Consider the following 18,662-nt stretch of genomic DNA (forward strand, 5'->3'; position numbering starts at 1 on the left):
ACTGTCCTCAAGGGACGTTCGGCGCGGCGGGAGGAGGGGCGTGTCCTTCATCCTGTCCCGCCTCCTCGCCCGCTGGATCCTGCGTGCCGGGTGGGCGCTGCCGGTCGCCGTCGTCGTGTTCGTCTTCGTGACGAGCTGGCCGTTGATGGTGCTGGCCGAGCCGGCCGGCAGTGAGCTCGTCCAGCCGGGGAACTACTGGTGGTACTTCGTCGTGACCGCTTCGACGGTCGGGTACGGCGACTTCTCACCGGACACGGTGGCCGGGCACTTCGTCGGGGCGTACGTGATCGTCGGCGGGATCGCGACCCTCACCACGGTCTTCACCCGGCTCGCGACGCTGCTCGAGCAAGCGAAGGGACGGCGGATGCAGGGGATGGAACCGGTGCGGCTGAGCGGCCACGTCGTGCTCGTCGGCTACCTCGCCGGGCGCACCGAGCGGATCGTGGCGCAGCTGCTGGCCGACGGCGTCACCGGGCTGGCGCTCTGCGCGGGGGAGGACGTCACGGTGCACCCCATGCCGGCCCAGCCCGTGGAGTTCGTCCGCGGCGAGCTGACCGCGCCGGAGGTGCTGGCGCGGGCCGGGATCGAGCGGGCCGCCACGGTCCTCGTGGACGTCCGGGACGACAACGAGGCGCTCGCCGTCGCGGTCCTCGTCGACCACGCCACCACCGCGGCGCACGTGGTGGTCACGATGCGCGACATGGAACGGGCCGAGCTGATCGGCTACGTCGACCCGCGGATCACCTGCGTCCAGTGGCACACCCCGCGGATGATCACCGAGGAGGTGGTGTCACCCGGGATCGCCGAGGTCTACACCGAGCTGATGACCAGCGGCGGTGCGGGCACCTACTCGGTCACCCTCCCGGAACGCCTCGGCGCGCTGTCGGCCGAGCACTGCCGCGCGACGCTGGGGCAGGTCTTCGGCGCCACCGTGCTGGCCGTCCGCGGCGAGCGCGGCCTGACCGTGAACCCGGCCTGGGACGGCGACCTCCCACCCGGCGCGGTGGTCTACTACGTCAGCTCCCGCGCCCTCGCCCAGGACGAGATCGAACAGGCACTGAGCGGCGCCTAGCGCCGCGCGTCCGAGGTCGGCCGCCCCGCGCCCCGGCACTGCGCCCCAAGGCGGCCTTGGTTGCGTCTCACGCACCGAAGGCGGCCTTGGTTGCGTCCGACGCACCGAAGGCCACCTTGGGGCGCCTAGGCGAGTGTGGCCGGCAGGTACTCGTAACCGCGCAGGATGCGGGTGTCGCGGCGGCGGCTGCCCGGCCGCAGGCTCAAGTCCGGGAACCGCTCGAAGATCGTCCGCAGCCCGATCTCGCCTTCCATCCGGGCCAGGGCGGCGCCCAGGCAGTGGTGGCGGCCCGCGCCGAACGAGACGTGGTCGCGGGCGCCCGCCCGGGTGACGTCGAACGTCGCCGGGTCGGTGAAGACGCCGGGGTCGCGGTTCGCGCCGGCCAGCACCGTGGTCACCACCGCCCCGCGCGGCACGGGCACGCCGGCGACCTCGGTCGCGCGTACCGCCACCCGGCCGGTCAGCAGCACCGGCGGGTCGTGGCGCAGCACCTCCTCGACCGCGTTGCCCCACAGCTCCGGCCGCTCGCGCAGCACCGCGAGCTGGTCCGGGTGCTCGGTGAGCAGGGCGATGCCGCTGCCGAGCAGGTTGACCGTCGTCTCGAAGCCGGCCGCCAGGACCAGCCCCGCCGTCGACTTCAGCTCGGCCTCGGTGAGGCCGACGCCGTTGTCGCGGGCCGCGACGAGCCGGCTGAACAGGTCGTCGCCGGGGTGGCGGCGCAGGTGGTCCAGGTGCTCGCCGAGCCAGGTGTCGAACTCGGCCAGCGCGGTCTCGACCTCGCGGAACGTGCGCCAGCCCAGGCCGAGGTCGAGACTCGGCGCCGCCGCGGCACCCAGGGACAGCACCTTGCCCACGTCGGTGGCCGGGACGCCGAGGATCTCGCTGATCACCGTCACCGGGAGCAGCCCGCAGTAGGACTCCACGAGGTCGACCGGCCCGGCGGGGTCGATCCGGCCGAGCACCTCGTCCGCGATCGCCTGGACGCGCCCGCGCAGCTGCTCGACGGCGCGCGCGGTGAACACGCCGGTGACGAGCTTGCGGTAGCGGGTGTGCTCGGGCGGGTTGACGGCCAGCAGCGACGGCGGCCGGACCGGGTGCAGGTACTCCCCGGCCGACCACTCCATCAGCCGCCCCAGCGCGGAGCCGTCGGAGCCGAGCACGCCGGTGCGGAAGTCGTCGCTGGCGAGCACCTCCCGGACGGCCGGGTGGTGGGTCGTGATCCAGCCGAACCGGGTGTGGGCGACCGGCCCGGCGGCGCGGATCTCGTCGAACAGCCCGGTCAGGTCCCGCCCGGCCGCGGCGTCGTCCACCAGCCGGCCCTGCAGGTCGCCGCGCCGGGCCTGGCGCAGCAGCACGGCCCGCGGCAGCGCGTGCCCCAGGCCCCACCTGATCACCGGCTTCGTGCGCCCCAAAGCGCCTTCGACGACCGTTTTGCCGAACCGGGTCACGTTTCCCCCACCTTCGCCGCAGGACTCGCGTCCGGTCCAGCGTAGATCGTCAGGTGCGCAGCAACCCGGTCAGCTCCGTGAGGTCGCCCAGCTCGGCGAGGCCGTAGGTCAGCTCCGTGATCCGCGCGCTGACCTCGTCCGGGAGGACGCGCGCGGCGTTCAGGCGGAACTTCGTCGCCAGCTCGCCGGCCGAGAGCGGGTTCTGCGGGCCGCCGCGGTTGGCGTCGACGCGTTCCTCCAGCTCACGGCCGTCCTTCAGGCGCACGCGCAGGACCGCCGGGAACTGGTGGGGGAAGATCTCGTCGCACCGGGCGTCCGGGACGCAGCGGACCTTCGCCGCCAGCTCCAGGCGGGCCGGGTCCGCCGCGGCCTCGTCGGTGAAGTCGTCGTGGAAGACGCCGAGCCCGCCACCGCCCAGCAGGCCGGCTGCGACCGTGTACGGCCCCGAGAACGCCGCGTGGTAGCCGGACTTCGGCCGGATCTTGTCCTCGCGCGGCTCGGCGATCGTGCGCAGCACCGACGTCGGCGCGCCCAGCTCCAGCTCGGCGATCTCCGCCGGGTCGACACCCCGGGAACGCAGCCGCCGCGCCGCGTCGATGCCCGCGTGCGTGAAGTGGTTGCAGGGATACGGCTTGAAGAAGATCCCCGGCAGCTCCCAGCGCTCACCGAGACCGTCGACGATCGCGTCCACATCGGACTGGTCGCCGCAGAACGCCTGCAGCAGACCGAACCGGCCCTCCAGGACCGTGGGCGGGCCGGTGATGCCGTGGCGGGCCATACCCGCCGCCGTCACCGCGCCGTGGGCCGCCCAGCCGCAGTGGATCCGCTTCACCGTGCCGCCGGTGCGGTTCGCCTCCAGCAGCCCGGAGCCCATGCTGGCCGCGATGCCGATGGCGTCGGCGATCCCCTCGGAGTCCACATCGGACAGCATCGCCGCGGCCGCCGCCGCGCCGAGGGCGCCGCAGATCGCCGTCGCGTGCAGGCCGCGTTCGAAGAACACGGAGTTGCCCAGTTCCTCGTCGTAGCCCGCCATCCCGAGCCGGACGGTGATCTCGACGCCGACACCGATCGCGTCCAGCAGCTGGGCCCCGGTCGCGCCGCGGGACTCCGCGACGGCCAGCGCGGCCGGCACCACCGACGCCGACGGGTGCAGCACCGAGGGCAGGTGCGTGTCGTCGAAGTCGAGCGAGTGCGCGAGGGTGCCGTTCAGCAGGGCGGCACTCGGCTCGGGCCGCCGGTCGCCGGTGCCGATCGCGGTGGCGCGGCCGGTGCCGCCCCACTCCCGGACCAGCGCGCCGACGGCCGCGGCAGGACGCTCCGACGTGGCGGCGAGGCTGTTGCCGAAGACGTCGAGCACGCGCCGCGCGGCGTCGTCCCGCAGCTCCGGCGGCAGGCCCTTGGCCCGCACGGACGTCGCGAACGCGGCCAGCTGCTGCACGATCGTGGCGGTCATGCGGTCACCGCCGCGAGGGGACGCACGGGGGAGCCGGTGCCGCCGACGATCCGCAGCGGTGCCAGCACGAACACGAACTCGTGCACGCCTTCGGCCGCGACGGCCTCCAGGTTCAGGTGCTCCAGGATGAAGATGCCCGACTCCACGAGCAGGATCCGGTGCACCGGCAGCACGGCGTGCCCGGCCCCGGCCGGGATCTGCTCGTAGGCGGTGGTGTCCGCGCCGGTCGCGACGACCCGGCGGGCCGCCAGCCACTCCGCCGCCGACGTCGTCGCGCCGGGGACACCGGTTTCCTTGCCCATGTACGTCGTGGCGTCGTCGAAGTTCCGCGCCCAGCCGGTGCGGATCAGCGCGACGTCGCCCTCGCCGGGTTCGGTGCCGGCCAGCTTCGCGGCCGCGTCCAGGTCGTCGGCCGTGACGCCGTAGCCCGGCTCCAGTGTCGGGACGTCGTGCACCGCGGCGACGTCCAGCAGCACCGCGCGCCGCAGCAGGCCGGGCAGGTTTTCCGCGCCGTGGGTGCGGAACACGCCGCCCTGCTGGGCAACGGCGGCGTCGACGTCGCCGTGCAGCTTGCCGTCGTGGCTGACGTGCGAGAGCGCGTCGATGTGGGTGCCGACGTGCCCGCCGGTCACGATGATCTCGTTGGCGGCCGAGCCGCCGTCCGGGCGGCGCATGTCGCCGTGACGGCGGATCAGCGTCATCCGGAACCCGGGGTGGTTCGGCGAGCAGGGCATGCCGGTGAAGAACGGCTGCCCGAGCTCGATCAGCCGGACCCCGCCGGCGATCGCCGACAGCAGCGGATCCTGGGGACGTGTCATGAGTGCTGGCCTTCCTTTTCTTCGGACTCCGCGAGCGCGAGCACCCACCGGGCGCGCGCCACGATCGCGGCGTCGACGAACTGTCCGTTGTGGTCGATCCAGGCGGCCTGCTCGTCCGCCGAGAGCCGGTCGAGCAACTCGCTCGCCCACGCCGTCTCGGCCGGGTCGGGCGCGCAGACCTCGTGCACCACGGGGATCTGGGCCGGGTGGATCAGCGACCGGCCGAAGAACCCGGCCCGCCGCCCGGCTTCGGTGCTCGCGCGCAGGCCGTCGAGGTCGCGCACGGCGGTCCAGACGCTCTGCACCGGGCTCGGCAGCCCGGCCGCGCGTGCGGCGACGACCACCCGGGACCGCGGCCAGGTCAGCGCGTCGCCCCCGGCCACCCGCAGGTCCGCGGCGAGGTCGGCCTCGCCCAGCGAGATCCCGGCGACGAGCGGGTGCGCGGTGGCGATCACCAGCGCGTTCTCCACGCCCAGTGCCGATTCGAGCACCGGGTACACCGGCACGCCGAGCGCGTCGGCGACCCGCCGCAGCTCGCCGGGGTCCTCGCACTTGGGCACCCGGACGCCGGCGGGCGCGGACCCAGCCAGCGCTGCGATGTCGGCTTCACCGGCCGGGGTGCCCGGCGCGTTGATCCGGACGAACGCGCTCGCGCCGTTGCCCAGCGCGTCCAGCACCCCTCGCCGGGCGTCGTCCTTCGCGGCCGCGGCGACGGCGTCCTCGAGGTCGATGATGACGGCGTCCGCCGGCCCGGCCAGGGCCTTCGTGATCCGGTCCGGCCGGTCGCCCGGGACGTAGAGCCAGCTGCGGATCACTTGATGACGCCTTTTTCGCGCAGTGCGGCCAGTTCCGGCTCACCGAGGCCGTAGCGGCCGAGAACCTCGGCGGTGTGCGCGCCGAGCGGTGCCCCGGCCGTGGTGAGGTGCCCGGGCGTCTCCGACAGCCGGAACAGCACGTTCTGCATCTTCACCGGCCCGAGCTCGTCGTCCTCGACGGTGGTGATGCTGTTCAGCGCGGCGAACTGCGGGTCGGTCATGACGTCGGCGGCGGTGTAGATCGGCGCGACGGCGGCCTGGGCCTCTTCGAACGCCTTGACGACGTCGTCGCGATCGCGGTCGGCGATCCACGAGCCGACGGCGTCGTCGAGCAGGTCGGCGTGCTGCGCGCGCTCCGAGCCGCTGGCGAACCACGGCTCGTCGATCAGCTCCGGGCGCCCGACCAGCCGCATCACGCGTTCGGCGATCGACTGGGCGCTGGTGGAGATGGCCACCCAGCTGCCGTCGCGGGTGCGGTAGGTGTTGCGCGGCGCGTTGTTCGTGGAGCGGTTGCCGGTGCGCGGCTGCAGCGTGCCGAGCTGGTCGTAGGCGATGATCTGCGGCCCGAGCAGGGTCAGGATCGGCTCGATGATGGCCAGGTCGACGACCTGCCCGCGCCCGGTCTGGTCCCGCGCCCGCAGCGCCGTCATCACGGCGTAGGCGGTGGTCAGCGCGGCGATCCCGTCGGCGAGGCCGAACGGCGGCAACGTCGGCGGGCCGTCCGGCTCGCCCGTGATCGCGGCGAACCCGCTCATCGCTTCGGCGAGCGTGCCGAAGCCGGGCCGCTTGGCGTACGGGCCGACCTGGCCGAACCCGGTCACCCGCGTGAGCACCAGGCCGGGGTTGATCTCGCGCAGCACGTCGTACCCGAGGCCCCAGCGCTCCAGCGTGCCGGGGCGGAAGTTCTCCACGACGACGTCGGCGTCGGCCACGAGCTTCTTGAAGATCTCCTGGCCCTCGGGGGAGCCGAGGTAGAGGGTGATCGCCTTCTTGCCGCGGCCGAGCATCTTCCACCAGAGGCCGACGCCGTCCCGCTGCGCGCCGTGGCTGCGGACGGGGTCGCCCTTCGGGTGCTCGATCTTGATCACCTCGGCGCCGAAGTCGCCCAGCAGCGTCGCGGCCAGCGGGCCGGCGAACAGGGTGGCGGTGTCGAGCACCCGGATCCCGGACAAAGCGCCCGTCATGGGGCGTACCTGCCTTTCTCGTCCGGCGGCCCGGGAATCGCTGCCCGTTTCGCCGGGGGGAACAACTGTGAACGTCGTGTTTCGTGGTGACGTCTCTCCGTGTTCCCCAAGTTCGCACTGATCACGCGTGTCCGTCAAGTTATGCGCAGATGTTGACCTGACGTCGGGCCGGGTGTCACGATGGCCGACAACAAATCTGGCGTTTCGCTTAGCGGAACGACAGCCCTTCCAGTGGGAAGAGGTGACATGACCGCACGAAAACTCGTCGCGGCGCTCGGCGCGTGCGCCCTGCTCGCGACCGGGTGCGGGGGCTCGGCGCCGATGGGGGCCGGCGGCGCGGCCGCGGGGCGGGACGAGGGCCCGGTGAAGATCGGCGCGCTGCACCCGGTCAGCGGCTCGAACGCGGCCGACGGCCTGCAGATGCGCCGCGGCGCGCAGCTGGCGGTCGACGCGATCAACGCGGCGGGCGGCATCAAGTCGCTCGGCGGGCGCAAGGTCGAGCTGGTCACCGGCGACACCCAGGGCAAGGCCGACATCGGGCAGAGCGAGGCCCAGCGGCTGATCTCGGCCGGTGCGGTCAGCCTGGTCGGCACCTACCAGAGCGCGGTGAGTACCAACGTCGCCGTCGTGGCCGAACGCAACCGCGTCCCGTTCGTGATGGACGTGACCGCCTCGGACGCGATCTTCGCCCACGGCTACAAGTACTCGTTCCGCGTGCAGCCCGGCAGCAAGGCGATCGCGACGGCCGCCGCCCAGTACCTGAAAGCGGTTTCGGACCAGGCGGGCAAGCCCGTCCGGAAGGTCGCGTTCCTGCACGAGCAGAGCGACTTCGGCAGCGGCGCGGCCGACGCCTTCAACGCGGCCGCGAAGCAGCTAGGCATCGCGATCGGGCCGAACATCAGCTACGACGCCACCACCGTCAGCGACCTGACCGCCCAGATCACCCAGGTCAAGGCGTCCGGCGCGGACGTGCTGGCCGTCGCCGGCTACTACCGCGACAGCCTGCTGGCGGCCAAGGCGATCGCGTCGGTGAAGCCGGACCTCAACGCGGTCTGGGGCGTCTCGAACGGCGCGTACGACCAGCCGAAGTTCGTCGCCGACGCGGCCGCGCTCGGCAACCTGTACTTCAGCGCCAACTACCACTACGACGCGACCAACCCGGAGACCGTCGCGCTGCGTGAGAAGTACCAACAGCAGTACGGCGACCCGATGCGCACCGGCGCGGTGCTGTCCTACGACGCGGTCCAGGTGATCGCGCACGGCGTCGAGCAGGCCGCGAGCACCGACCCGGAGAAGGTGCGGGACGCGATCGCCGCGGCCCAGGTCGCGCCCCTGGCGGTCGGCCGCGGGCCGATCCAGTTCGCGCCGAACGGCGACAACCGCAACGCCTTCCCGGTGCTGATGCAGGTCCGGGACGGGCGGGTCCAGCAGGTGTATCCCCCCGAAAAAGCCGAATCCCGGCCCGACTACAGGGTGGCGTGGCGACCATGACCGAACTCGACACCGGGGCGCCCGTCGTCCCCGAAACCGCACCACCCGACCGGAAAGCCCAGGAACGCAAGGGTTTCCTCGGCCGCGCCGGCATCGTGGCCGCCGTCCTCGTCGTGGCGATCGTGGTCGCGCTGCTGCAGTCCGGCAGCGGCCTGGTGGTCTGGCAGTCGGTCGTCACCGGCCTGCTGACCGGCGGTCTCTACGGCCTGATCGCGATGGGGCTCACGCTGATCTTCGGCGTGCTCGACATCGTGAACTTCGCCCACGGCGCGTTCCTCGCGGTCGCGATGTTCATTTCCTTCGGCATGGTGCAGGCCACCGGGCTGCACCCGTACCTGACGCTCGTCGTGGCCGTCCCGGTGCTGTTCCTGCTCGGCGCGGCCGTGCACCGCGGGCTGCTGTCCGGGGCGGGCGGCCGGTCGCTGGAGAACCAGCTGCTGATCACGCTCGGCCTGTCACTGCTGCTGGAGAACGGTTTGCTGATGTTCTTCGGCGCCGAGCCCAAGACGATCACGCTGCCCGGTGACTTCCAGTTCCCGTTGCTGGGCGCGGTGGTCGCGGGCTCGCGGCTGTACGCGTTCCTCGGCGCCGTCGTGCTCGGCGGGCTGCTGTTCTGGCTGCTGCGGCGCACCCGGCTGGGCACGGCGATCCGCGCGGTGGCCGCGAACGCCCCGGGCGCGGCGCTGGTCGGCATCAACGTCCGCCGGATGCACACGCTGACCTTCGCGATCGGCACGGCGTGCGCGGGGGCCGCGGCGGTGCTCGCCGGCCCGCTCGTCACGGTGACCCCGACGCTGGGGGAGCAGTTCAACATCACGGCGTTCGTGGTCGTGGTGCTCGGCGGGATGGGCAACGTCGCCGGCGCGCTCGTCGGCGGCCTGCTGATCGGTCTGGTCGAGCAGCTCACGACGATCTACCTCGGTGGCCAGAGCTCCCTGCTCGGCGTGTTCGTGGTGTTCGTGCTGGTGCTCTTCCTCCGTCCGCAGGGTCTGTTCGGGAGGCGCGCATGAGCACCATCACCATCGCGGCGCCGACCGGTTCCGAAGAGACCGTCAAGACGCCGCCGTTGCGGCCGCAGAACCGGCAGCTGGCCATTCTCGCGATCCTCGTGATCGTCGCGATCCCGCTGCCGCTGATCCTGCCCGCCGCCCAGGGCGCGGTCGCCGTGCGGATCCTGATCTTCCTGCTGATGGCCGTCGGCTGGAACATCATGAGCGGGTTCGGCGGGATGTTCAGCTTCGGCCACGCCGCCTACTTCGGCCTCGGTGCCTACACCAGCGCGTACCTGCTGGTGAAGCACAACGTGTCGCCGTGGATCGGGATGCTGGCCGGGATGGCGGTGGCCGCCGCGGTCGCGGTGGTCATCGGTTACTTCTCCTTCCGCTACAAGCTGCAGGGTGCCTACTTCGCGCTGGCCACCTTCGCGTTCGCGGAGATGCTGCGGCTGATCGTCACGAGCAGCGCGTTCGCCAACAAGTCCGTCGGCTACAGCGTGCCGCTGATCCAGGGCTCGTCGCTGTGGCAGATCCAGTTCCCGGCCGATTCGCCCGCGTACTTCTGGGTGGCGCTGGTGCTGGCCGGGGCGGCGGTCGCGATCAGCATCGGCTTCCTGCACTCCCGCGCCGGCCGCTACGTCACGGCGATCCGCGACGACGAACTGGCCGCCGCGTCCTTGGGCGCCCCGGTGCTGCGGCACAAGCTGATGACGGTCGCGCTGTCGGCGGCGATCACCGCCGTGGCCGGCGCCTTCTACACGCAGTACTACCTGTTCGTGAACCCCGATCTGGGGTTCGGCTCGGCCATCTCGATCCAGGCGATCGTGCCCGTGGTGATCGGCGGCATCGGCACGGTGTGGGGCCCGGTGGTCGGCGCGATCATCATCGGCTCGCTCACCGACGTCACGGCGACGCTGCTGCGGACCCCACCGGGCTTCCTGGGCTTCCTGCAGGGCCGCAGCGGCCTGGACGTCGTGCTGTACGCCGTGCTCGTGATCCTCATCGTGCGGTTGCTGCCCAAGGGGATCGTCGGAACTCTCGCTGCGAGGTGGCGTCGATGAGCATCGTCGAGGTGAGCGGCGTCGGCAAGGCGTTCCGCGGCGTGCACGCACTGTCCGATGTGGACGTCGAGGTGGCCGAAGGCGAGATCCTCGGCGTCATCGGGCCCAACGGCGCGGGCAAGACCACGTTGTTCAACGTGATTTCGGGCGCGCTGAGCCCGGACACCGGCCGGGTCCGGCTGGCCGGCGAGGACGTCACCGGCCGCGCGCCCGACCGGATCGCCCGCGCCGGCATGGTCCGCACCTTCCAGCTGATGCGGCCGTTCGCGAGCATGACGGTGGCGCAGAACGTCAGCCTCGCCGCGCAGCACCACCGGCTGGGTGCGAAGGCCTTGCGGGAGCACGCGCTCGACGTCGTCGAGCGGGTCGGGCTCGGGCCGTGGGCCCACCGCGCCGCGACCGACCTGCCGACCGCCGGGCTCAAGCGCCTCGAGCTGGCCCGGGCGCTGGCGACCCGGCCGAAGGTGCTGCTGCTCGACGAGGTGCTGGCCGGGCTGGTCCCGGCCGAGCGCGAACCGGTGCTCGACCTGCTGGCCGGCCTGCGCGAGCAGGAGGGCGTCACGCTCGTGTTCATCGAGCACATCATGGCCGCGGTCATGCGGCTGGCCGACCGGGTGCTCGTGCTCGACCAGGGGCGGGTGCTGGCCGTCGGCTCACCCGAAGCGGTCACCAGCGACCCGCGGGTCATCGACGCCTACCTCGGTGAGGAGCCGACCCATGCTGACGCTTGAGAAGGTGTGCGCCGGGTACGGCCGGATGCGGATCCTGCACGACGTCGACCTGCGCCTCGACGCCGGGGAGATCGTCGCGCTGGTCGGCGCGAACGGCGCCGGCAAGACCACGACCCTGCGCAGCATCTGCGGTCAGCTCAAGCCGCTGTCGGGCACCATCACGCTCGACGGCTCCCCGACCGCCGGCCGCCGCCCGGACCAGCTGGTGCGCGACGGCCTGGTGCACGTGCCCGAGGACCGGGCGCTGTTCGGCACGCTCACCGTCGAGGAGAACCTGCGGATGGGCGCGTGGACCCGCACGCCCGAGCAGGCCGCGAAGTCGCTGAAGGAGGTCTACGAGCTGTTCCCGGTGCTCGCCGAGCGCCGGACGCAGGTCGCGCAGACGTTCAGCGGCGGTCAGCAGCAGATGCTCGCGATCGGCCGGGCGCTGATGGCCGGGCCGCGGCTGCTGATGCTCGACGAGCCGTCGACCGGGCTTTCCCCGAAACTGACCTGGACCGTGCTGGAGGCGGTGCGGCGGATTCGCGACAGCGGGGTGGCGGTGCTGCTGGTCGAGCAGAACGCGAAGCAGGCGCTGGCCATCGCCGACCGGGCGTACGTGCTCGAGAGCGGGTCGACCGTGCTGGAAGGCACCGGCGCCGAGCTGGCCGGCGACAACCGCGTCAGGAAGGCGTACCTGGGACTGTGAAACGCGAACGAGCGGCCGAAGCCACCGGCGTGCTGGGCGCGTGGGTGTCCGAACTGGACGTCGCGAGCGTCCCGGCGGCGGTACTGGACCGGCTCGCCCTGGTGGTGCTGGACGTCGTCGGTGTCACCGCATTGGGTGCTTCGCTGCCGGAGCAGCGGGCGCTGGCCGACGCGTGGAACGCGCCTCCCGGGCCGGCGCCGCTGATCGGCGGCGGCCGGCTGGTCACGACCGACGCGGCCGCCTGGCTCAACGGCGTGGCGCTCGTTTCGCTGGAGCTGGACGAGGGCCACAAGTACGCGAAGGGCCACCCCGCCGCCCACGGCTTCCCCGCGGTGCTGGCGCTGGCCGCCGAGCTGGACAGCGCCGGCGCGGACACGGCGGCGGCGCTGCTGGCCGCCTACGAGGTGGCCGCCCGGTTCGGCCGCGCGACGACCCTGCGCGCGGGCGCGCACCCGCACGGCAGCTGGGGCGTGCCCGGTGCGGCCGCGGGCTGCGCGCGCCTGCTCGGCCTCCCGCCGGGCGCGGCCGCCGCCGCCATCGACACCGCGGCCGGGATGGGCATCGCCGGGCACTTCGACTCCGCGACCCAGGGCAACCCGGTGCGCAACGCCTGGCTCGGTGCCTCGGCGACGTCCGGGCTCGCCGCCGCCCGGATGGCCGTGGCCGGGATGGCCCGCACCACCGGCACGGCCGCGCTCTCGCTCGGGACCGTGCTCGGCGAGTTCGAACCGGAGGAGCTGACCGCGGAGCTGGGCACGCGCTGGGACATCACACGCGGCTACTTCAAGCGGCACGCGTCGTGCTCGTTCACCCACCCGGCCGCCGACGCCGTGCTCGACCTGCGCGCGCACCCGGCGTTCCGGCTCGACGGGATCACGCACGTTCTGGTGGAGACCCACGTCCTGGGGGCCGGACTGTCCGATGTGGACTGGTCGAACCGGCTCTCGGCGATGTTCTCGACGCCGTTCGTGGTGGCGACCGCGGCGCTGAACGGCCAGGTCGGGCCGGACAGCCCGCTCGACGACCCGGACGTCCAGGCGCTCGCGAGCCGGGTGCGGCTCGTCGAGGCCGGCGACCTCACCACCCGCCTCCCGGCCGAGCGTGCGGCCCGCGTGACCGTCGCCTTCGACGACGGCACGTCGCTCACCCGCGAAGTCCCCAACCCGGTCGGCGACGCCGACCACCACCCGCTGACCGAGTCCGACCTGGTCGAGATGCTCGGGAAGTGGCTGCCTGCGCAAATCGTGGAGCGGGCCGCCGCGTTCGGCCACGACCTGCCCGGCCTGCCCCGCGTGGGCGCGGCGCTGCGCGAGCTGGCCGGTACCGATGAGAAGGAGCTGAACTGATGCGTGCCCTCGCGGTGACGCCCATCCACCTGCCGCCCGAGGAGATCCGGCGGCGCCAGGAGCGCTACGACCGGCTCGCGCCGCCGGGCCTGCAGATCGAGCTGCGGGACGTCGGCCCGTCGGCGCCGAAGACCCTGGACACCGACGAGTCCATGCGTGTCTCGGAGAACGCCGTCGCTGCGGTGCTCAAAGAGGCCGGTGACGGCTGGGACCTGGCCTTCCCCGACTGCGTGCTGGACCCGGCGGTGCCCGACGCCGTCGCCGAGCCGTCGTTGCCGGTGCACGGCCTGCTCAAGCTGTCGGCCACCTACCTCGCCGCGAAGGGCGTGCGGTTCGGCGCGGTCGTGCGCAACGAAGCGATCGCCGAGGAGTTCTCGAAGCGCATCGCCGCCTACCGGCTGACCGAGTACCTCGCCGGGATCCGCGTGCTGGACCTGCCGTTCTCCGCCATCGCCGAGACCGAGACGTGGAACGCCGCGCTCGGCACCGCCGTGCGCGAACTGGCCGAGCTGGGCGCGACGGCGGTGATCAACGGCTGCTCGGCCGTCGACGTCGAACCCGCCGATCTCCCCGCGCGGATCGTCGACCCGACGGCGCTGGCGATGCGGCTGCTGGCCGTCGAGGAGCAGGCGTGACCGGCGGACCCGACCTGGTCGTCGCCGGCGCGGGCGGCGGGCTCGCCGGGGCCCTGCGCGCGGCCGAACTCGGGCTCTCCGTTCTCGTGGTCGAGGCGAGCGAGCACTTCCGGCGCGGCAACAACACCTCGATGTCCACGGCGATGTTCCCCGGCGCCGGTTCCCGCTGGCAGGCCGACGCCGGTGTCGGCGACTCGCCCGAGCGGTTCGTCGCCGACATCATGGCCAAGACGCACGGGCAGGCCGACCCGCGGCTGGCCCGCACTCTGGCCGAGGTGAGCGGGCCGCTCGTCGAATGGCTCGCGGACTCGGCCGGGCTGCCGTTGTCGCTGGTCACGGACTTCAACTACCCCGGCCACGCCGTGCCCCGGTGCCATTCGATTCCCGGCCGCCACGGCTCCGGCGTCATCGACCACCTCGCCCGTCGCGTGACCGAGCACGAGAACGTCGAGCTGCTCGCCCCCGCCAAGCTGGTCGACGTCCTGTCCGATGTGGACGGTGTCCGCGCGGCCGTCGTCCGGTACCCCGACGGGACCGAGGAGGAGATCCCGACCCGCGCGGTTCTGCTGGCCACCAACGGGTTCGGCGCCGATACCGACCTGGTCGCCAAGCACCTGCCGGAGATTTCCGGGTCGCTCTACCAGGGGAGTGACCAGTCCCTCGGCGACGCGCTGCGCATCGGCGAGAAACTGGGCGCCGCCACCGGGTTCCTCGACGCCTACCAGGGCCACGGCGCCGTCGCGGCCAACGCGGGGACGCTCGTCGGCTGGGCGACGATCATCCACGGCGCGATCCTCGTCGACCTCGACGGCCGCCGCTTCGGCAACGAAACCCGCGGCTACTCCGAGTACGCCGCCGAACTGGCCGCACGGCCCGGCTCGACCGGCTGGATCGTGCTCGACGAGACGATCTTCGAGCAGTGCCGGCCGTTCCAGGACTTCCGCGACACGGTCGCCTCCGGCGCGCTGGTCTGGGCCGACGACGTCGCCGGGCTCGCGAAGGCGACCGGCCTGCCACCGGAAGCGCTGGCCGAGGAACTCGCCACCGCGTCCGCCATCGCCCGCGGTGAGCGCGAAGACGAGTACGGCCGCACGAACTGGGAACGTCCGTTGTCGGGCCGGTACGCCGCGGTGCGCGTGGTGCCCGCGCTGTTCCACACCCAGGGCGGCCTGCTGGTTGACGAGCACGCGAACGTCGTCGACACCCAGGACCGCCCGATCCCCGGGCTGTACGCCGCCGGTGGCGCCGCGGCGAGCATCTCCGGCCACGGCGCCGCGGGCTACCTGCCCGGCAACGGCCTGCTGCCCGCCTTCGGGCTGGCCTACCTGGCCGCCGGCGACGTCGCCCGGCGCCGCACCACCGACCCCGCAAGCTGAGGAGAGAAATGGCAACGACGGAACTGCTCGTGAAGAACGTCCGGGTCGTGCGGCCCGACGACGCCGACGGGGCCGAGCCGGAACTGCTGGACATCGCCGTGAACGACGGCACCATCACGCGGGTGGCGCCGGACCTGCCCGCGGCCGACGCCGCTCACGTCGTCGACGGCCGCGGCCTGCTGGCCTTCCCCGGCGTGGTCGACGCGCACCAGCACTGGGGCATCTACAACGAGCTGGCCATCGACACCCGCACCGAAAGCCGCGCGAGCGCCCAAGGCGGCGTCACGACGTCGCTGACGTACATGCGCACCGGGCAGTACTACCTGAACAGGGGCGGCAGCTACCGCGACTTCTTCCCCGAGGTGCTCAGCGCGTCGGAGGGCAACGCCTACGTCGACTACGCCTTCCACCTCGCGCCGATGAGCTCGCAGCACATCTCCGAGATCCCTTACCTGGTCGAGGAATTCGGCGTCACGTCGTTCAAGATCTTCATGTTCTACGGCAGCCACGGCCTGCACGGGCGCTCCACCAGCCAGAGCGACTTCCTGATGATCCCGCCGGACGAGCGCTACGACATCGCGCACTTCGAGTTCGTGATGCGCGGGGTCCAGCAGGCGCGCGAGGTGCTGACCGAGTACGCGCCGCACCTGTCGCTCTCGCTGCACTGCGAGACCGCGGAGATCATGACGGCCTACACGAAACTGGTGGAGCAGGACGGTTCCCTGTCGGGCCTGCGGGCCTACAGCGCGTCGCGGCCGCCGCACTCCGAAGGCCTGGCCGTCACTATCGCCTCCTACCTGGCGCACGAGACCGGGCTGCCCAACATCAACCTGCTGCACCTGTCGTCGGAGAAGGCGCTGTCCGCCGCGCTGACGATGGGGAAGGCGTTCCCGCACATCGACTTCCGGCGCGAGGTGACGATCGGGCACCTGCTGGCCGACGTCGACACCGCGTCGGGCATCGGCGGCAAGGTCAACCCGCCGCTGCGCGAGCGTGACGACGTCGAGGCGCTGTGGCGGCACGTGCTCGCCGGTGACGTCGACTGGGTCGTCAGCGACCACGCGTGCTGCCGCGACGAGCTGAAGTTCGGTGCGGACCGCGAGGACGTCTTCCTGGCCAAGTCCGGCTTCGGCGGCGCCGAGTACCTGCTGCCCGGCCTGGTCGGGGAGGGCACCAAGCGCGGCCTTTCGCTGCAGCGGATCGCGCAGCTGACGTCGCAGAACCCGGCTCGCCGTTATGGCCTGCTCAAGAAGGGCACGATCGCCGAGGGCTTCGATGCCGACTTCGCGCTGGTCGACCCGGACGTCCGGTGGACGGTGCGCGCGGCGGAGTCGGAGTCGACGCAGGAGTACACGCCGTTCGAGGGCTTCGACATGACGGCGAAGGTGACCGACACGTTCGTCCGCGGCCACCACGTGTTCGCCGACGGCAAGATCGCCGGCGACCCGGTGGGCCGCTACCTCAAGCGCGGCCGGTGACCCGGGGGCGGCCGGTGGGGTTCCCTACCGGCCGCCGGACTCCTGCAGCCAGGCCCAGCTCTGCCGGATCTCCGCCGCGGCCTCGCGCACGAGGTCGCGGTAGCGGCTCACGGCGTCCGGGGTGAAGCGGTACTGCGGGCCGCAGATGCTGATCGAGCCGTGCACCTCGCCGTCCGGCCCGAACAGGGGAGCGGCGACGGACCCCGCGCCGGGCTGGCGTTCCCCGAGCGACACCGCGACGCCGTCGCGGGCCACCTCGCCGAGGACCTCGCGCAGCCGCTCGGCGGTGGTGATCGTGTGCTCGGTCAGCGCGGGGAGTTCCTGGTGCAGCAACGCTTCCCGTCGGTCCTCGGGAAGGGACGCGAGGATCACCTTGCCGGACGAGCCGGCGTGCAGCGGGAACCGCCGCCCCAGCTCCACGGTCATCTTGATCTCGCGGGTGCTCTCGAACTGGTCGAGGTACACGCGTTCGTCGCCGACCAGGCCGGAGAGTGTGGTCGTTTCCCCGGTCGCCTCCCGCAGCCGCCGCAGCACGGGGGTCGCGGCGATCCGGGCGTCGAACCGCCGCAGCGCGCTCGCCCCGAGCGCGACGGCCGCGGGGCCGAGCCGGTACCCGGCCACCCCGGGGTCGACGGCCAGCATCTCGCGCGAGACGAGCGACTGCAGGATCCGGTAGACGACCGCCTTCGACAGGTCGAGCTCCCGGCTGATGGCGCTGACGCCCAGATAGCGGGGGCCACCGGTGAAGAGCAGCAGCACGTCGGCGACCCGCGCGGCGGCCTCGGTGCCGGCGTTCTCCGACGGGGCGGCGGGCTTGCGCCCGGCGGTACTGTTGACGGCCAAGCTGGAGGTCCCCTGATTCCGGATTGTTTCGCTGGAAGGAACGATTTCCCTGGGACTATAACACTGTCCGGGGAAATCGTTCCGGTCAGCGATACGCGGCTGGCGACGAGTCGTTACGCCATTTAGAGTAAGGGCGACGTCGTCGCTGGAGGTGTCTTGCTGCCCGGAGTCCCGGCTCGCCGCTGGCTGATCGTCGCCGTCGCCTGTCTCGCCGTCCTGGTGCTGGTCTACGTGCTCGCGGTCTGGACGGTGTCCGGGCAGGAGCTGGAGAACGCGGCTCTGCGCGGGGCCGACCAGGCCGCCGCTCGCGACCAGGACGTGGCCGACCAGAGCCTGTCGCGGATCACCGTGTACTCCCTGGGCGTGGCCGTCGTGCTGGTCGCATTGGTCGGCCTGTTGCGCCGCCGCCCGGACCTGGCCGTCGCGGCGGTGGGCGTGATCGTCGCCGGGCAGGTCGTGACGCAGGTGCTCAAGCGGTGGGTGCTGCCGCGGCCGTCACTCGTGCCGCTCACCGGCCACTACGCGGGCAACAGCTTTCCCAGCGGGCACACCACGATCGCGATGACGGTGCTGTTCGCCGCCCTGCTCGTGGTCCCGTACCGCTGGCGCGGCGTGACGATGTTCTTCGTGCTGTTCTGGGCGGTCGGCATCGGCGCGTACACGGTGACGGCGAAGTGGCACCGCCTCTCCGACACCGTCGCCGCGGACGCGATCGCCCTCGGGCTCGCCTGCCTGGCGTCGTGGTGGCTCGCACGCCGGGGCGTCGTGCGCCGGTACGAGGGCCCGCGCAAGATCCCGCGGGTGCTGGTCGTGACCTTCGCCGCGCTGACCGGGCTAGTGTTCCTGGCCCTGGGCGGGTTCCTGATCGTGGCCACCCTGTCGCAGGAGGGCCTGGACGCGACGCTGAGCGACAACACCTGGGTCGTCTACCTGGCCGCGAGTTCGCTCGCCTCGGCGTTCTCGGTGGCCGCGGCGCTGGTCTTCCTGGGGACGTGGCGGCGGCTGGAGATCGCCTGAAGGTCTCGGGTCGCGGATCCGATTGGGGATGGGTGTTCGCGCGCCGTGGGTCGCGCGCGGCCGGTTGATGGCAGGGCGCCGGATGCGGTCAGGACCGCGGTTCGGGTCTCGGAACTGACGCGGGTGAGCAGCTAGCGCGGCGCGGCCGGTGGACGGCGGGGGCGCCGGACGCGGTCGGGGCCGCAGTCGCGGATCCGGCGGGGATGAGTGT

Annotated in this window: 17 protein-coding genes; 11 read left to right on the top strand and 6 right to left on the bottom strand. The window is 72.6% G+C overall.

Translation table 11 applies throughout. The features are described from left to right. Positions 1 to 40: 40 nt before the first annotated feature. Positions 41 to 1,072, top strand: a complete 1,032-nt coding sequence (locus ACIOD2_RS43120) for an ion channel (RefSeq protein ID WP_400551220.1) — start codon at positions 41 to 43, stop codon at positions 1,070 to 1,072. Between the two features lie 125 nt (positions 1,073 to 1,197). Here ACIOD2_RS43120 and ACIOD2_RS43125 read toward each other — a convergent pair whose 3' ends face one another. From ACIOD2_RS43125 to ACIOD2_RS43145, 5 genes are read right to left on the bottom strand one after another with little or no spacing between them, the layout of a single operon-like run. Beyond that, entirely contained in the window at positions 1,198 to 2,520 is a 1,323-nt protein-coding gene (locus ACIOD2_RS43125; protein WP_400551221.1) for a cytochrome P450, read from the bottom strand. 49 nt (positions 2,521 to 2,569) lie between these two features. Next, positions 2,570 to 3,973: an MmgE/PrpD family protein gene (locus ACIOD2_RS43130; protein WP_400551222.1), complete on the bottom strand. Its 1,404-nt coding sequence runs from the start codon at positions 3,971 to 3,973 to the stop codon at positions 2,570 to 2,572. Then, the gene (locus ACIOD2_RS43135; protein WP_400551223.1) at positions 3,970 to 4,791 is read right to left on the bottom strand and encodes a cyclase family protein; all 822 of its coding nucleotides are present in this window, start codon (positions 4,789 to 4,791) and stop codon (positions 3,970 to 3,972) included. The genes ACIOD2_RS43130 and ACIOD2_RS43135 overlap by 4 nt, the downstream gene beginning before the upstream one ends. Further along, positions 4,788 to 5,606, bottom strand: a complete 819-nt coding sequence (locus tag ACIOD2_RS43140; protein ID WP_400551225.1) for an HpcH/HpaI aldolase/citrate lyase family protein — start codon at positions 5,604 to 5,606, stop codon at positions 4,788 to 4,790. Before ACIOD2_RS43140 ends, ACIOD2_RS43135 begins: the two co-directional genes overlap by 4 nt. Continuing rightward, positions 5,603 to 6,790 (bottom strand): CaiB/BaiF CoA transferase family protein, encoded by a 1,188-nt coding sequence (locus tag ACIOD2_RS43145; RefSeq protein ID WP_400551227.1) that lies wholly within the window; start codon positions 6,788 to 6,790, stop codon positions 5,603 to 5,605. The genes ACIOD2_RS43140 and ACIOD2_RS43145 overlap by 4 nt, the downstream gene beginning before the upstream one ends. 246 nt (positions 6,791 to 7,036) lie before the next feature. Here ACIOD2_RS43145 and ACIOD2_RS43150 point away from each other — a divergent pair, with 246 nt between their 5' ends. The 9 genes from ACIOD2_RS43150 to ACIOD2_RS43190 are packed head-to-tail and all read left to right on the top strand — an operon-like array spanning position 7,037 to position 16,591. Continuing rightward, positions 7,037 to 8,281: an ABC transporter substrate-binding protein gene (locus tag ACIOD2_RS43150; protein WP_400551228.1), complete on the top strand. Its 1,245-nt coding sequence runs from the start codon at positions 7,037 to 7,039 to the stop codon at positions 8,279 to 8,281. Beyond that, positions 8,278 to 9,291, top strand: coding sequence for a branched-chain amino acid ABC transporter permease (locus tag ACIOD2_RS43155; protein ID WP_400551230.1), 1,014 nt, complete (start codon positions 8,278 to 8,280; stop codon positions 9,289 to 9,291). Before ACIOD2_RS43150 ends, ACIOD2_RS43155 begins: the two co-directional genes overlap by 4 nt. Beyond that, positions 9,288 to 10,337, top strand: coding sequence for a branched-chain amino acid ABC transporter permease (locus tag ACIOD2_RS43160; protein ID WP_400551232.1), 1,050 nt, complete (start codon positions 9,288 to 9,290; stop codon positions 10,335 to 10,337). Before ACIOD2_RS43155 ends, ACIOD2_RS43160 begins: the two co-directional genes overlap by 4 nt. Beyond that, positions 10,334 to 11,068, top strand: a complete 735-nt coding sequence (locus ACIOD2_RS43165) for an ABC transporter ATP-binding protein (protein ID WP_400551233.1) — start codon at positions 10,334 to 10,336, stop codon at positions 11,066 to 11,068. Before ACIOD2_RS43160 ends, ACIOD2_RS43165 begins: the two co-directional genes overlap by 4 nt. Beyond that, on the top strand, positions 11,055 to 11,756 hold the full coding sequence (locus tag ACIOD2_RS43170; RefSeq protein ID WP_400551234.1) for an ABC transporter ATP-binding protein: 702 nt from the start codon (positions 11,055 to 11,057) through the stop codon (positions 11,754 to 11,756). The genes ACIOD2_RS43165 and ACIOD2_RS43170 overlap by 14 nt, the downstream gene beginning before the upstream one ends. Then, complete coding sequence (locus ACIOD2_RS43175) at positions 11,753 to 13,102, top strand: MmgE/PrpD family protein (protein WP_400551235.1); 1,350 nt, start codon at positions 11,753 to 11,755, stop codon at positions 13,100 to 13,102. The genes ACIOD2_RS43170 and ACIOD2_RS43175 overlap by 4 nt, the downstream gene beginning before the upstream one ends. Further along, positions 13,102 to 13,737, top strand: coding sequence for an aspartate/glutamate racemase family protein (locus tag ACIOD2_RS43180; protein WP_400551237.1), 636 nt, complete (start codon positions 13,102 to 13,104; stop codon positions 13,735 to 13,737). The genes ACIOD2_RS43175 and ACIOD2_RS43180 overlap by 1 nt, the downstream gene beginning before the upstream one ends. Then, positions 13,734 to 15,113, top strand: coding sequence for an FAD-binding protein (locus ACIOD2_RS43185; protein WP_400551238.1), 1,380 nt, complete (start codon positions 13,734 to 13,736; stop codon positions 15,111 to 15,113). Before ACIOD2_RS43180 ends, ACIOD2_RS43185 begins: the two co-directional genes overlap by 4 nt. An 8-nt stretch (positions 15,114 to 15,121) precedes the next feature. Beyond that, positions 15,122 to 16,591, top strand: a complete 1,470-nt coding sequence (locus ACIOD2_RS43190; protein ID WP_400551239.1) for a dihydroorotase family protein — start codon at positions 15,122 to 15,124, stop codon at positions 16,589 to 16,591. A 24-nt stretch (positions 16,592 to 16,615) separates the two neighbouring features. Here the strand turns inward: ACIOD2_RS43190 and ACIOD2_RS43195 are convergent, their stop codons facing one another. Next, positions 16,616 to 17,434, bottom strand: coding sequence for an IclR family transcriptional regulator (locus ACIOD2_RS43195; RefSeq protein ID WP_400551241.1), 819 nt, complete (start codon positions 17,432 to 17,434; stop codon positions 16,616 to 16,618). A gap of 156 nt (positions 17,435 to 17,590) precedes the next feature. Between ACIOD2_RS43195 and ACIOD2_RS43200 the strand changes: the two genes are divergently transcribed. After that, positions 17,591 to 18,451, top strand: a complete 861-nt coding sequence (locus ACIOD2_RS43200) for a phosphatase PAP2 family protein (RefSeq protein ID WP_400551243.1) — start codon at positions 17,591 to 17,593, stop codon at positions 18,449 to 18,451. Positions 18,452 to 18,662: the final 211 nt, after the last annotated feature.

The organism is Amycolatopsis sp. NPDC088138, from assembly GCF_044741685.1.
Taxonomy (GTDB): domain Bacteria; phylum Actinomycetota; class Actinomycetes; order Mycobacteriales; family Pseudonocardiaceae; genus Amycolatopsis.